General features: G+C 64.7%; 12 protein-coding genes. 7 read left to right on the forward strand and 5 right to left on the reverse strand.

Annotated elements, in window-relative coordinates; genetic code table 11:
• Positions 1-2: 2 nt before the first annotated feature.
• From WS66_RS25410 to WS66_RS25430, 5 genes are read left to right on the forward strand one after another with little or no spacing between them, the layout of a single operon-like run.
• Positions 3-1259: a lipopolysaccharide biosynthesis protein gene (locus tag WS66_RS25410; RefSeq protein WP_059605579.1), complete on the forward strand. Its 1257-nt coding sequence runs from the start codon at positions 3-5 to the stop codon at positions 1257-1259.
• The gene (locus tag WS66_RS25415; RefSeq protein ID WP_059605576.1) at positions 1256-2080 is read left to right on the forward strand and encodes a glycosyltransferase; all 825 of its coding nucleotides are present in this window, start codon (positions 1256-1258) and stop codon (positions 2078-2080) included. Before WS66_RS25410 ends, WS66_RS25415 begins: the two co-directional genes overlap by 4 nt.
• A gap of 42 nt (positions 2081-2122) precedes the next feature.
• Positions 2123-3259 (forward strand): glycosyltransferase family 4 protein, encoded by a 1137-nt coding sequence (locus WS66_RS25420; protein ID WP_059605568.1) that lies wholly within the window; start codon positions 2123-2125, stop codon positions 3257-3259.
• Positions 3260-3274: 15 nt separating this feature from the next.
• Positions 3275-4297: a UDP-glucose 4-epimerase GalE gene (gene galE / locus WS66_RS25425; RefSeq protein ID WP_059605565.1), complete on the forward strand. Its 1023-nt coding sequence runs from the start codon at positions 3275-3277 to the stop codon at positions 4295-4297.
• Between the two features lie 27 nt (positions 4298-4324).
• Positions 4325-5431 carry an MraY family glycosyltransferase gene (locus WS66_RS25430; RefSeq protein ID WP_059605561.1) on the forward strand — a complete coding sequence of 369 codons (1107 nt, stop codon included), beginning with the start codon at positions 4325-4327 and terminating at the stop codon, positions 5429-5431.
• A 180-nt stretch (positions 5432-5611) separates the two neighbouring features.
• Here the strand turns inward: WS66_RS25430 and WS66_RS25440 are convergent, their stop codons facing one another.
• Genes WS66_RS25440 through WS66_RS25460 form a run of 5 tightly spaced genes read right to left on the reverse strand, consistent with a single transcriptional unit; the run spans position 5612 to position 11604 of the window.
• Positions 5612-6871 carry an IS256 family transposase gene (locus WS66_RS25440; protein WP_108064691.1) on the reverse strand — a complete coding sequence of 420 codons (1260 nt, stop codon included), beginning with the start codon at positions 6869-6871 and terminating at the stop codon, positions 5612-5614.
• A 58-nt stretch (positions 6872-6929) separates the two neighbouring features.
• Complete coding sequence (locus tag WS66_RS25445) at positions 6930-8816, reverse strand: polysaccharide biosynthesis protein (RefSeq protein WP_059608152.1); 1887 nt, start codon at positions 8814-8816, stop codon at positions 6930-6932.
• A 12-nt stretch (positions 8817-8828) separates the two neighbouring features.
• Positions 8829-9845, reverse strand: coding sequence for an MraY family glycosyltransferase (locus tag WS66_RS25450; protein ID WP_059608151.1), 1017 nt, complete (start codon positions 9843-9845; stop codon positions 8829-8831).
• A 5-nt stretch (positions 9846-9850) separates the two neighbouring features.
• Positions 9851-10816, reverse strand: coding sequence for a UDP-glucose 4-epimerase family protein (locus tag WS66_RS25455; protein WP_059608150.1), 966 nt, complete (start codon positions 10814-10816; stop codon positions 9851-9853).
• A complete protein-coding gene (locus WS66_RS25460; protein ID WP_442859296.1) occupies positions 10813-11604 on the reverse strand; it encodes a glycosyltransferase family 2 protein in 792 nt (263 codons plus the stop codon). Before WS66_RS25460 ends, WS66_RS25455 begins: the two co-directional genes overlap by 4 nt.
• A 319-nt stretch (positions 11605-11923) precedes the next feature.
• On the opposite strand from WS66_RS25460, the gene WS66_RS25465 reads away from it, so the two are divergent.
• Both WS66_RS25465 and WS66_RS25470 read left to right on the forward strand, forming a co-directional pair.
• Complete coding sequence (locus WS66_RS25465; protein ID WP_236872955.1) at positions 11924-14299, forward strand: glycosyltransferase; 2376 nt, start codon at positions 11924-11926, stop codon at positions 14297-14299.
• A gap of 117 nt (positions 14300-14416) precedes the next feature.
• The gene (locus WS66_RS25470; protein WP_059608153.1) at positions 14417-15085 is read left to right on the forward strand and encodes a NeuD/PglB/VioB family sugar acetyltransferase; all 669 of its coding nucleotides are present in this window, start codon (positions 14417-14419) and stop codon (positions 15083-15085) included.
• Positions 15086-15107: the final 22 nt, after the last annotated feature.

The following is a 15107-nucleotide window of genomic DNA, read 5'->3' on the forward strand; positions in this document are numbered from 1 at the left end:
GCATGCTGAAGCGATTCGGCAACCCGGACGTCGCGAAGGCCGTCGCGAATCTCGTCTGGCTGGGGCTCGAGCGGCTCACGCAGATCGGCGTCGCGATCGCGATCAGCGGTCTTCTGGCCCGTTATTTCGGGCCGGACGTGTTCGGCAAATGGCAGTATGCGAATACGCTTCTCCTCGTACTGGCACCGCTCACCTGGGTGTGCGGCGCCGAAATCCTGGTTCCGACCATCGTCCACCGACCGCCCGCGCAACTCGGCGCGGTGCTCGGCAGCGCATTCGCGCTGCGCATCGGCGTGTCCGCCGCAGCGCTCGTCGCGACCTGGATCGCAATCGGCGCCGGTGCGTTCGACCCGCTCGTCGGCGCGATGCTCGCGGGCCTCGCGGTCACGATGCTGTTCCGCGAGCCGTTCGTCGGCGTGATCAACGCGTGGCTGCAGAGCATGACCTACAGCAAGCCGCAGCTCGTGACCAGCATGCTCACCGCGCTGGCGAAGGCGCTGCTCGTCTGGCTGCTGGTCCGCGCGGCCGCCGGCCCGGCCCGCTTCGCATGGCTGTGGGCGCTGGAGGCCGCCGCGATCGGCTTCGCGCTGCTGCTCTACTACCGCCATCGTAACGGCGGCACGCTCGGCTGGACGTTCGACAAACCGCTGTTCAGGCACTTTGCCACCGCCGGCACCGTGTTCTGGCTCGGCCTGATCTGCATGTATCTGTTCCTGAAGCTCGACCGCCTGATGCTCGAGCGTCACGTGTCGTTCGCCGACCTCGGCCGCTATTCCGCGGCCCAGCAGCTCAACGAGAACTGGATCACGCTCGCACTGATGCTCGCGCAGACCATCGCGCCCGCGTTCGTGTACCGCGTGCAGGACATCGCGCGGCTGCGCCGCAACATCGTCCGGCTGATCGCGATGACCGCCGGCCTGATGACGGCCGGCGCGCTGGTGCTGGACGCAGCCGCGCCGCTCATCGTCGGCAAGGTGTTCGGCCGCGGCTACGAGGCGTCGGTCGACATCTTCCGCTGGGCCGTCTGGCTGTCCGTGCCGGCCGGCATCGAGGCGATAGGCAATCTTATCGTTCTCAAATATCAAGCAAAATTCGTGTTGCTGGCGAAATGGGTGCTCGCGCTCGCGATCGCCGCGCTCGTCAACGTGTTCGCGATCCCCCGGCTCGGCCTGTACGGCGCGCTCGTCGGGCTGGCGGCCGGCTATGTTGCGGCCGCCGCCGTTAATTTTTATTACATTCGTCTCAAGCTGCGCCCATGACGCCTCCCGCTTGCCCGCCCCCGCTCGACGACGTGGCCGTGCTGATGCCGGCCTACAACGGCCACGACGACGTCGTCCGCACCCTCGCGTCGTTTCGCGAGGACGCGCCGGTGCACGTGCTGATCGTCGACGACGGCAGCACGCCGCCGATCGCGGCGCCCGACCTGCCCGGCCTCGTGGTCGAGGTGCTGCGCATGCCACAGAACGGCGGCATCGAGCGCGCGCTCGAGGCCGGCATCGACGCGCTCGCGGCGCGCGGCTTCCGCTATGCCGCACGGATCGACGCCGGCGACCTCGCCGCGCCGCAGCGCCTCGCCAAAGAGCGCGCCTATCTCGATGCGCATCCGCGCGTGGCCTGCGTCGGCATGTGGACGCAGGTCGTGTCGCGTGCCGGCGAGCCGCGCTTCATGCTGACGCCGCCCGCCGATCCGCGCACGCTGCGCCGCACGCGCTTCCTGCGCTCGCCACTCGTGCATCCATCGGTCATGTTGCGCATCGACGCGGTGCGCGAAGTCGGCAACTATCGGGCGAAGTACCGCGCGGCCGAGGATCTCGATCTTTTTTTACGGTTAATGCAACGCTACGATTGCGCGAACCTGCCCGAGCTCGGCCTCTATTACGAGCTCAACGAGGGCGGGATCAGCGCGACCAAGCGCCGCCGCCAGCTGATATCGACGCTCTCGCTGCTGCTGCGACACTTCAACGCTCTGAACCCGTACGACTGGGCCGGCCTCGCCAAGAACCTGCTGCATTTCGTGACGCCGTACCGTACGTTGCAGCGGATCAAGCGGACGCTGTTCGCGGCGCGCCCGTCCGCCTAGCCCGCATCCGGCATTTTCGACGCTTTATTTTTTCTTTTTTTCATGTCCGCTACCTCCTCGCTGCGCATCGCGCTCGTCTGCAACACGGCCTGGGCGATCTACACGTACCGCCACGGGCTGATCCGTGCGCTCGTCGCGCGCGGCGCCGAGGTCATCGTGATCGCGCCGCACGACCGCACGGTGCCGCTGCTCGAGCAGATGGGCTGCCGCTACGTCGCGCTCGCCGTCGCGTCGAAAGGCACGAGCCCGCGCGAGGATCTCGGCACGCTTGCCGCGCTGGTGCGCCATTACCGCGCGCTCAAGCCCGATCTCGTGTTCCATTACACGATCAAGCCGAACATCTACGGGTCGATCGCGGCGTGGCTCGCGCGCGTGCCGTCGATCGCGGTCACGACAGGCCTCGGCTACGTGTTCATCCAGAAAAGCCGCGCGGCCAGTGTCGCGAAGCGCCTGTACCGGTTCGCGTTCCGCTTTCCGCGTGAAGTCTGGTTCCTGAATCGCGACGACCTCGCGACCTTCACCGACGAGCAACTGCTTGCGCACCCCGACCGGGCGCGTCTGCTGCACGGCGAAGGCGTCGACCTCGAACAGTTCGCACCGGTTCCGCTGCCCGCCGGCCGTGGCCCGGTGTTCATCCTGATCGGCCGGCTGCTGTGGGACAAGGGCGTGCGCGAATATGTCGAGGCCGCGCGCGTCGTGCGGGCCCGCTACCCGGACGCGCGCTTCCAGTTGCTCGGGCCGCTCGGCGTCGACAATCCGAGCGCGATCGGCCGCGCGGACGTCGACGCGTGGGTCGACGAAGGCGTCGTCGAGTATCTCGGCGAAGCGCACGACGTACGCCCGCACATCGCGGCGGCCGACTGCGTCGTGCTGCCGTCGTACCGCGAGGGCGTGCCGCGCACGCTGATGGAAGCGTCCGCGATGGGCCGCCCGATCGTCGCGACCGACGTGCCGGGCTGCCGCGACGTCGTGGCCGATGGCGAAACGGGCTTCCTGTGCCGCGTGCGCGACAGCGCGAGCCTCGCCGAGCAGCTGATCCGCATGATCGCGTTGCAGCCGGAAGGACGCACGGCAATGGGTGCACGCGGTCGACTCAAGGTTGCAGCCGAATTCGACGAGCAGACAGTCGTCGATCGCTACAGGCGTACCATTCATACGTTGACAGGCATCACATTCTGAAGGAGCACATGAGCAATGAGCGCTAAAGGCACCATCCTCGTCACCGGCGGTGCGGGTTACATCGGTTCGCACACAACCGTCGAGCTGCTCGACAGTGGCTATGACGTCGTAATCGTCGACAACCTCGTCAACAGCAAGGCCGAATCCGTGCGCCGGATCGAACGCATCACCGGCAAGACACCGGCATTCCATCAGGTCGACGTGTGTGACGAAGCCGCGCTCATGAAAGTCTTCGACGCGCATCCGATCACCGCCACGATCCATTTCGCGGCGCTCAAGGCGGTCGGCGAATCGGTGGAGAAGCCACTCGAGTATTACCAGAACAACCTCGGCGGCTTGCTGACGGTCCTGAAGGTCATGCGCGAGCGGAATGTCAAGCAATTCGTGTTCAGTTCATCTGCAACCGTATACGGCGTGCCGGAGCGCTCGCCGATCGACGAGTCGTTCCCGCTGTCCGCGACCAACCCATACGGCCAGTCGAAGCTGATCGCCGAGCAGATCCTTCGCGATCTCGAGGTATCGGACCCGTCGTGGCGCATCGCGACGCTGCGCTACTTCAACCCGGTCGGCGCGCATGCGAGCGGGCTGATCGGCGAGGATCCGGCCGGCATCCCGAACAACCTGATGCCGTACGTCGCGCAGGTGGCGGTCGGCAAGCTCGAGAAGCTGCGCGTGTTCGGCTCCGACTACCCGACGCCGGACGGCACCGGCGTGCGCGACTACATCCACGTCGTCGATCTCGCGAAGGGGCACATCGCCGCGCTCGACGCGCTCGCGAAGCGCGATGCGAGCTTCGTCGTCAACCTCGGCACGGGCCAGGGCTACAGCGTGCTGGAGGTCGTGCGCGCGTTCGAGAAGGCATCGGGCCGCCCAGTGCCGTACGAACTCGTCGCGCGCCGCCCCGGCGACATCGCCGAGTGCTACGCGAATCCGCAGGCCGCCGCCGACCTGATCGGCTGGCGCGCGACGCTCGGGATCGAGGAGATGTGCGCCGACCACTGGAAATGGCAGGAGGGGAACCCCCGCGGTTTTGTATAATCCGCTGTCCATTTTTCGAGCGATCCCATGCTCAGCTTCGCATCCGGCTTCATCGTCTCCCTGCTCGTCACCCTGTTCATCGTGCGCTATGCGCATCTGCACGAGAAATTCTCGATCGACAGCGACCTGGCCGGCGTGCAGAAATTCCACGTGCGGCCGGTGCCGCGCGTCGGGGGCATCGGGATCCTCGCCGGCGTCGTCATTGCCGCGCTGCTCCTGACACGGCGCTATCCGACGATCGCCGGCAGCATTCTCGGCATCGTGGCCTGCGGGCTGCCGGCGTTCCTGTCCGGGCTCGTCGAGGACCTGACCAAGCGCGTGTCGCCGCGCGCGCGGCTGCTGTGCACGATGGGCGCGGCCGCGCTGGCGTTCTGGCTGCTGAACATCGCGGTCACGCGCATCAGCGTGCCGCCGCTCGACTTCCTGCTCCACTACGTGGCCATTTCGGCGTTCATCACGGTGCTCGCCGTCGCGGCACTGGCCAACGCGATCAACATCATCGACGGCTTCAACGGCCTCGCGTCGATGGTCAGCTTCATGATGTTCGCGTCGCTCGCCTACGTCGCATTCCACGTCAACGACCCGGTCGTGATGTCCGCATCGATCATCATGATGGGCGCCGTGCTCGGCTTCTTCCTGTGGAATTTCCCGGCCGGCCTGATCTTCCTCGGCGACGGCGGCGCGTATTTCATCGGCTTCATGCTCGCCGAGCTCGCGATCATGCTGGTGATGCGCAATCACGAGGTGTCGGCGTGGTACCCGGTACTGCTGTTCATGTATCCGATCTTCGAGACCTGCTTCTCGATCTACCGGAAGAAGTTCATCCGCGGGATGTCGCCGGGGATTCCGGACGGCGTGCACCTGCACATGCTCGTGTACAAGCGGCTGATGCGATGGGCCGTCGGGACGAAGCATGCGCATGACCTCACGCGCCGGAATTCGCTGACGTCGCCGTATCTGTGGCTGCTGTGCCTCGTCGCGGTGATTCCGGCAACGCTGTTCTGGCGGCACACGGTGCACCTGTTCGCGTTCGTGGTGCTGTTCGCGCTGACCTATGTTTGGCTGTATATCAGCATCGTCAGGTTCAGGGCGCCGAGGTGGATGGTGGTGAGGAAGGAAAAGCGCGGGCATTGAGGGGTGGCGGCCAGCGTGTTACTGCTGGCCGCGGTCAACCACAGAGCGCTAGCTTCCGGCAGTGTTGGTACTCCAGTGCGGCACTTGCGCATAGATCACGACGTTACCATCGTCTTGTACGTAAGTTGCTGCCCCCGGATGGGAGGTATCCGGAATCTTGTGTGTGAGGCGGGTTAAGACTCAGATTCCGATGTTGAATCGCTCCGGGTAAAGCAGCGCAAACTGGGTCATCGCGCTCTTCCAATCGTGCCGGGAGCCGGTCCACTTGGCAACGACGTTTCGCAGGGCCAGCCAGATCAGCTTGAGTGCGGCCTCGTCCGACGGGAAGTGGCCGCGCGCCTTGATGATCTTCCGAAGCTGCATGTGCAGCGACTCGATGGCGTTGGTCGTATATACAATTTTCCGGATGTCCGGCGCGAAGGCATAGAACGGAATCACCTGATCCCAAGCCCGGCGCCAGAGGGCGGCAATCGGTGGGTATTTCGTACCCCACGGGCTCGCGTCGAATGCATCCAGCGCCACGGCGGCCGCTTCGGCCGACGGTGCCCGATAGACCTCCTTGAGCGCCGCTGCGACCGATTTCCGGTCTTTCCAGCTGGCGAAGTCCAGCGAGTTCCGGATCAGATGCACGATGCAGGTCTGGACCGTCGTTTCCGGGAACACCGTATTGATCGCTTCCGGGAAGCCCTTCAGGCCGTCGACCACGGCAATCAGGATGTCCTGCACGCCACGCAGCTTCAGGTCGTTCACCACCCGCAGCCAGAACTTGGCCCCCTCGGTCTGCTCGATCCAGAGGCCCAGAACGTCCCGCGTGCCGTCGCGGCGCACGCCCAGCGCCAGATAGATCGCCTTGTTGCGCACCACGCCTTCGTCGCGGATCTTGACGCGCAAGGCGTCGAAGAACACGACCGGGTACATCGGCTCGAGCGGCCGCTGCTGCCACTCACGCACTTCGTCGATCACCGCGTCAGTGACCGTGCTGATGAAGTCCGGCGACACTTCGATGCTGTACATCTCCTGCAGGAAGCCCTGAATCTCCCGCACGCTCATGCCGCGTGCGTACATCGCGATGATCTTGTCGTCGAAGCCGGTGAAGCGTCGCTCGCCCTTGGCGATCAGCACCGGATCGAAGGTGCCTGCGCGGTCGCGCGGAATCTCGACGTCGAGCAGGTCGTCATCGGTCGCGATGCGCTTGCGGCTGGTGCCGTTGCGATGGTTCGTGCTGCCGGCCGGCTTGGCTTCGCCCTTCTCGTAGCCGAGGTGGTGGGCCAACTCGCCGCCCAGTGCGCGCTCGAAGATCGCCTTCTTGAGCGCAGCAAGCTGCTCGTTGATCGTCGCCCGGTCCAGCGTCCCGGGCACCAGTTGCTTGATCAGTTCCGGGTCCAGGTTCAAGCCCTTGCCCGGCTCAATCGTTACTTCTTCCTTGCGTTTGCGTGGCATAAAAGTGGCTCCTTGGCCGTCAGTTTATGCCTCACACACAAAGGTTCGGATAGGCTCATCAAGCCGATTCACCCGACACCACACGCCTTGGCACACTCTGCAACACCGGCGCCACAGCCGTCTGATATTCAGGCACCCAGCGCCGGAGATCGCGCCGCACTTCGTCATCGGTGAGCACGCGGTGCTGCATCAGCCACGGCAACAACTCGTCGAGCAGATGGTCCGGCACTTCCCGCGCACGTGCGATCCGTAGTTTCGGATGCGGCGTGCGCGTGGTGGTCTCGTCGTCCGCGAGCAGTTCCTCGTAGAGCTTCTCGCCTGGCCGCAGTCCCGTGAATTCGATCCGGATCTGCCCTTCCGAGAATCCGTACAAGCGAATCAAATCGCGCGCGAGATCGACGATCTTGACCGGCTCACCCATGTCGAGGATGAAAATCTCGCCGCCGCGCCCCATGCTCGACGCTTGCAGCACGAGTTGCGACGCCTCCGGAATGGTCATGAAAAAGCGCGTGATCTCCGGATGGGTTACCGTCACCGGGCCGCCCTTCGCGATCTGCTGCTGGAACTTCGGAATCACGCTACCTGCGCTACCGAGTACGTTGCCGAAACGCACCGTCTCGAACTGCGTGCGCGCGCTCGTCTGTTGCAGCGCTTGGCAGGCCATCTCGGCGAGACGCTTGCTCGCACCCATCACGTTGGTCGGATTGACGGCCTTGTCGGTCGAGATAAGTACGAAATGGCGCACGTCGTGGCGGATCGCCGAACGCGCGACGCGGTAAGTACCCAGCACGTTGTTGCGCAGCGCCTGCCATGCGTTGTGCTCTTCCATCAGCGGCACGTGCTTGTACGCCGCCGCATGGAACACGATATGCGGGGCGTAGCGCGACATCACCTGGTCGAGCAGCAGCGAATCCTTTGCGTCGCCGATGATCGGTATCACCGGCTGGTCGGGGAAGCGTTCCCGCAATTCTTCGGCGAGTCGATACATCGCATATTCGGAGAGATCGAACGCAACCAGTTGCGCCGGCTTGAAGCGGAGGATCTGCCGGCACAGCTCGGAACCGATCGAACCGCCCGCGCCGGTTACCATCACGACGCGGCCGCGCAGCAGCGCCTCGACGTGCGGCGTGTCGATCGTCACGGCATCGCGTCCGAGCAAGTCCTCGAGGTCGATGTTCCGTACCTGGGACAGGAACCCCTGCCCTGGCATCAGCGCGGTCAGCGACGGCAGCACCATCGCCTTCACGCCGGCGCGCACGCACAATGTCGCAACGCGGCGCTGTGTTTCAACGGATGCCGACGGAATCGCGATGATCGCGTATTCGACCTTCATCGCATCGGTCCAGTGCTTCAGGTCGTTGAACGAGCCGAGCACCTTGTAGCCGTAGATCTCGCGCCCCTGCTTGGTCGGATCGTCGTCGAGGAGGCCCACCAGACGCCATTCCCCCGAACGCGACAGTTCGCGCGCGAGGCTCGCGCCGGCCGTGCCGGCGCCGAGCACGAGCACAGGCTTGCCCTGCCCGACCAGCCCGCCGTACAGGTAGAACTCCTTCGTTGCTCGGTACAGCGCGCGGGCGCCGCCCATCGCGAGGAACAGCATAAGCGGCGACACGAGCAACACCGAGCGCGGGATGATCGGCGACGGCTGGAACATCACGGCGCCGATCATCACGACCACGCCGCCGCCGCTCACCGCCTTCGAGATGCGCACAAGGTCAGGGAGGCTCGCGAATACCCACAGCCCGCGGTACAAGCCGAACGCATGGAACATCAACGCATAGACCGGCAATACCCAGACAAGCGCCGTTAGCGCACCACCGAGGAAATCAGGTGGAACACTCCCGTTGAATCGGACGAGATAGGCGAACAGCCACGCGGCGGTGACCGCCGTGAGATCAAACAGGAAAGCGCTCAGCGAAAGCCACGATGCTTTGGATCGCAACATCGGCGGGAAACCTCAAGAGTTATTTTCGGCGGCCGATTGATACCGGCGCCAACGCATGTCGATCACCAATCCGATACATGCCAGGACGCCGTACCACGCGAAGAACGACAACCACTGCTGCAGTTCAGGGCGTCCCTTTGCCCAAACGGCGACGATTATGCCTGCGAGCATGATGAGGTACCAATAAAGAGCAGTCCGGCGGTGACCTACCCCTGCCCGGACCATTCTCTGATAATAATGCTCCCGGTGGGCCTGCCAGAACTTTTCGCCACGTAACAGGCGTCTCAAAAGTGTTACAGATGCGTCGGCAATAAAGGGCGCAAACACGAGCGCCGGAAACCAGATCGGCCACGCGCCTTCGCTCCAGCCCCAGTAGCCAAGCGCGCCGGCCAGAAATCCCAGCGGGATCGAGCCGGCATCGCCAAGGAACAGCCGGGCCGGATGGAAATTCAGCAGTAGAAAGCCGAGCGCGGCGCCGGCGACAGCTGCGCCGGCCACGACTAGATCTGGCGACGGCATCGGGCCGATAAGCGCCGCGATCGCGTACGCGCCAAAGCCGAACAGCGCCATGCCGCCCGCGAGGCCGTCGGCGCCGTCCATGAAGTTGTACAGGTTCGTCAGCCAGACCATCACGAAGCCGACGCCGACCAGCATCCACCACGGCGCGTCGGCCGGAGACACGACGATCAGCGCGACGACCGCCGCAAGGTGCGCCGAGAACCGCACGCGGGCAGGCAGCCCGCGCCGGTCGTCGATCTGGGACATCGCGGCGAGTCCGGCGGCAGCGATGGCGATCAGCCACAAGTGCGGCGCCAGCGCGAGCAACGCAACGACGCAGACCGGTACGATGCCCCATCCGCCGACACGCGGAGTCGGCAGCGTATGGAGCGAACGGTCGTTCGGAATGTCGGTGGCAAGGCGCCACGCGAGACCGCTCACGAGGAGCACGCGCAGGATGGCCGTCGATGCGATGGCAGCGGCCAGCGCCACCGCGGCCGCTTCTGGCCACGTGGATATCGGGAAATGCATGTCGGCTATTGTTGTGTATCGCGCGAACGATACCATGCGGCAGTCGCTTCGAGGCCCTGTCGTGTCGTATAAGGCGGATGCCAGCCGAGCACGCGCGTGATCCGGCCTGTATCGAGCTGAAGGCTACCGGTCAGGCGGTCGATTGCCGCGCGTCGGCCGGTCAACGTACCGAGCGCGCGCAGCACGGTGGACGGGACCGCGATCAGGCGGGCCGGCTTGCCGAGTGCGTCGCCGATCAGGCGCAACAGGCCCGTGACCGATGGCGCATCGTCGTCGGCGACGTGGAAGCATTCGCCGGCCGCGCGTGGATCGATCGCGCAGCGCAGCAGCGCATCCGCGAGATTGTCGACATAGACGAGGCTGCGACGCGCCGCGATCGCGCCCAGCGGGAGCGGCAGCCCTCGCGACACGGCGTCCATCATCCGCAGGAAGTTCGCGCGCACGCCGGGGCCGTAGACGAGCGGCGGACGGACGACGACCACATCGATACCGGCGCACAACCCCAATTGCGCAAGCGCCTGTTCCGCGCGCCATTTCGAACGCCCGTATGGATCCTGCGGCGCGGGTGCGACGTCTTCCGCGAGCGGCACGCCGCGATCGCCCTCGCCGACCGCCTTGATGCTGCTGGCAAACACGAAGCGGCGGGCGCCGTGCATACGCGCCGCCTCGGCCACGCGCAGCGTCCCCGCGACGTTGGTCGCCTCGAACGCGGCATCCGGATCGGGCGACTCGTCGCGCATCACGTGAACACGCGCGGCCAGATGGATCACGCAGTCGGCGTCGAGATCGGCCGGCCACGCGTCCGCGAGGCCAGCGAAATCCGGCGCGTCGTGCACCCATTCGCGAACCCCGTCGACGCACCTGCCGGGACGGCGCACCAGCGCCGTGACCGTATGCCCTGCCGAGAGCGCCAGCCGGCAGACCGAGCGACCGACGAAACCGTTCGCGCCCGTCACGACGATGCGGGTCACCAGAGCCTCCAGCCGAAGCGGTTGTAGAACTTGAACGCCGACGCCGCGAACATGCGGATGTGCGCGGAACCCTTGCGGGACGCGCCGCCGCCGTGGTGGATCACGCGCGCCAGCGGCACGTAGACGATGCGCGCGCACTTGCCGGTACGCAAGCTGAGGTCGTAATCCTCGAAGTACAGGAAATAGCGCGGATCGAAGCCCTGCAGGCGCGCGAGCACATCGGTACGGAACAGCATGAAGCAGCCGCTGACGATCGGCGGATCCCACACGACGTCCGTTTCGTTGATGCGATCGCGCATCTCGTAGCTGGCCAGCCGACGCTCGAACGGCGGGCGCAGGGCCGACGGCAGGAAGCCCCTGACGAGGAGATCCACCAGCGCAGGATAGCGGCGGCACAGATACTGGATTCGGCCCGAATCGTCGCCGATGCACGGCGTCAGCAAGCCTGCTTCGGGATGCGTATCGAGAAAATCGAGCGCCTGCACGAGCGCATCCGCCTCGAGGTCGATATCGGGGTTCAAGATCAGGTGATAGCGGCTGCGCGCCGCTTCGATCGCGAGGTTGTGCCCGCGCCCGTAGCCGACGTTGCCGTGACCGGACAGCACGCGGTACCCGATGCCTGCCTGCCCGAACGCGGCGAGCTCCGCCGCGAGGTCCGGCATGCCGCCGTTATCGACCACGCACAGGCTAATCGCGCTGCCGTTGCGCACGGCCTGAAGGCGCGCGCAAGCCGCGCGGAGACTGGAAAACGTACGGGCGAGGAGCGCCTCGTCTGGGTGGTACGTCACGATGGAAATCGACAAGACTTCATCGACGGAATGCGATGAGCGAGAGGATGCTTGCGGATGAGATGTCACGTGCTGACTATCGTTAACGTTTGACGCGGAGGTGCATTGGCCAGTGTGCGCAGCCATGCCTGTGCGCGCAACCGGGATTGCCATTTGTAGCAATTATGCCGTGGCAACGCGCTCCACGGGCGTTCCGGCCGGAAAAAGGGCCGCAAGGAAGGGGCACGCGGCTACGCTCCGAAAGGCTTCGGCCGGCGCCGAAACGCCAAATGCTTCTGTATATAATGCGACACCTCGATACGCATCCCGGCAGCACCTTATGTTTGATATTTCGGTGATTCTCAACGCTCACAATGAGGGCGGCATCATCAACCGGACGCTCCGGTCCCTGGCTGAAGCGGCAGACTTCGCAAGAGCCCGCGGTATCACCCTGGAAATTGTCGTCGTCCTTGATAACCCGAACGAAGCGACCCGATCCGTCATCGCGTCGGCTGACCTTTCCAGTTTCGACGGAGTCCAGACGATCGAGGTGTCGAACCGCTCGCTTGGTCTGAGCAGAAACTCCGGCTGCGAGATCGCGCAAGGCGAATATTTCGCCACGGCCGATGCCGACGATCTCGTATCGTTCAACTTCTTCGTCGAAGCGCTGGCCGCCGCCAAGCAGTATGGCAACGATGCGCTGCTGTTCCCGCAGTACCTGATCGCATTCGGTTCGATGTACTTCATTACCGAATACGGCGAAGCGGACCTGATGCCGTTCCTGCTTGCCGACATCCATCCGTACGTGTCGCGCGTGTTCTTCCATCGATCGACGTTCGATCGCCTCAAGTACGTTCATTGCGACACGCAACGCGGCCACGCATTCGAGGACTGGCACTTCAATTCGTGTGCGATCGCACTCGGGATGAAGGCGCACTATATCCCCGACACCGTTCTTTACTATCGCCAGCGCCAGCAGAGCATCATGGCTGCCGCGCGTAACCAGAGCGTCGAGCTCGAAACGCCGGATACCAACCTGTTCGACCCTGCCGTTTACGTGCGCGTGTTCGCGGACGACTATCGTGCGTATCGCGCCGGCGAACGCATGCTGCCGCCATGGTACGACCTCAAGCAGAAGTTTCTCGGCAGCCGGCTGCTGTCGGACATGACCGAGGCAGCCAACCGGATCGACCCGGCCGTCGACACGCTGTCGCTGCGGCACGGCAACCAGACGAGCGCGATGTGGTCGACGCCCGAACCGTCCGCGGTCTACTACGAAATGTGCGAGGCCATTCGCGACGCCCGCCAGATCACGGACGTGTTCCTGATCCCTTTCCTGCCCGCCGGCGGCGCGGAGCGCTACATTCTCGACGTGATGAACGGCCTGCTGGCATGCGGCGCGTCGAAGCGCATCCTCGTGCTGTCCGGCGAGCCGATGGAGAAGCACGCATGGCTATCGCGGCTGCCCGACGCGGCGATCTTCATCGACGTCGCGATGCTCGGCAAGAAGCTCGACGATCGCCAGCGCGATCGCATCACCGCACGCCTGATTCGCGCCGCGGCACCGGACGCCCGGCTGCATATTCGCGCGTGCGTGTTTTCGCATCGCATGCTGAGCCGCCATTTCGCACAGTTCAGCGGACGCGACGTCACGTACTACCGGTTCTGCGACACGCGTGTCTACGAAGACGACGTCTCGATCATCTCGGGCGGCGCGGTCGAGTTCCTGACGAACAATATCCAGCACATCACGCGGATCGTCACCGACAATGGACAGACGGTCGTCGACGACGAATTCATCTTCGGCGCCAGCGCGTCCTGTTGGAACAACCTCCCCGCGCTGCTGCACGGCGTCAAGGAACCGACGCTCCACGCGACACCGCGTCGCCGCCTGCTGTGGGCGTCGCGGCTGGATGGCCAGAAGCGGCCGCAACTGGCCGTCGCGCTGTCGAAATACTTCGCGCAGAGCGGCACCGACATCACGCTCGACCTGTACGGCGGCATCACGCCGGGGTTCGAAATCGACCTGGCCGGTGCAAGTTACAAGGGGCCGTTTTCGGCGTTTGCGGATCTTCCGCTGCATGAGTACGACGCGCTCGTCTATACGTCGTGGTTCGACGGATTGCCGAACGTCATTCTCGAAGCGATGGGCTCCGGGCTCCCGGTCATCGCGCCGAACATCGGCGGTATCGGCGAAGCCGTGCTCGACGGCGAGACCGGCCTCCTCATCGAGGCATCGAACGACCTCGACGAAGCCGTTGACGCGTATCGCGAAGCCATTGAGCACCTGTACGCCCAACCCGATCTGCTCAGAGCGCTGTCGAAGCGTGCGTCCGATTACGTTCACGAAAAGCATGGCGACGCACAGTACGTCGCAAACATTCAGCGGATATTCGGTATGAATGCCTCCCATCAAGAATCCCACCCGCCTGCTCAAGCGCCCGCCGGCCAAATCGCTTCATCCGCGGAAAACCAGGAAGAACTGCGTCGATTGAGGCGCGAACTCGCGGATGCACGGGCGAAGCTGCTCGTCCATGCACGCGAAGCCGACGTCCTCAGAAGCGAGTCGGTCGAACTGCGGCAATACGCGAACCAGTGGGTCGCGTTTCAGCGCGCGCGCATTTTCATCGTCTATCGTGCGTATCTGAGCCTGCACAGGATTCCGGTGCTCGGCCCGCTGCTGCGGGCGATCATGCGGCCGTTTACGAGGAAGTAACCGACGGCCGAAGAAGCCCCATGCACCGCGCCAGCCGGGGGCCGCGCCCCTCATGATGAGGTTGTCCGCCGTGCGCCTCTACCGTTAGACTGCCCCCCATTCAGACCGGAGTGAATGATGAAGCGAATCGCTATTTACGGATGCGGCGGGTTCGGGCGCGAGATTCTGCCGCTGGCACGACAACATCTGGCCCGAGCCGGTGTCGGCTCGGCATCCGGGATCGTCTTCGTCTCCGACACGCCGTCGGAAATCGGCACCGTCCAGAATGGCGTTGAAGTCATTTCCTTCGATGCGCTCATCTCGCCGGGACACCGCGATCGTGCGGTCGTCGTGTCGCTCGGTTCATCTGCCGCCCGACGTGCACTGGCCCAGCGCTGCGAAAGCGAAAGCCTCGCGTTCGGTTCGCTGTCAGCCGGCACACATGTATCGCTCGATAACGTCGAAGTCGGCGAAGGTGCCGTCTTCTGCGATTTTACGATGTGCACGTCGGATATTCGAATCGGCCGGCATTTCCAGTGCAATATCTACAGTTACGTTGCTCACGACTGCGTGATCGGTGATTTCGTCACGTTCGCGCCGCGCGTCGCCTGTAACGGCCGGATCGTGATCGAAGACGATGCCTATATCGGCACCGGTGCAGTGCTGAAGCAGGGAACGCCCGATAAACCGCTGACGATCGGCAAGGGCGCGGTAATCGGCATGGGCGCCGTCGTGACCAAGGACGTGCCGCCGAATACAACAGTGGTCGGCAACCCGGCTGCGCCGATGGTGATGCGGCCGGCGTGAGCTGCGCAGCGCGCTGGCCCGC

This window comes from Burkholderia sp. LA-2-3-30-S1-D2, from assembly GCF_001523915.2.
GTDB lineage: Bacteria > Pseudomonadota > Gammaproteobacteria > Burkholderiales > Burkholderiaceae > Burkholderia > Burkholderia diffusa.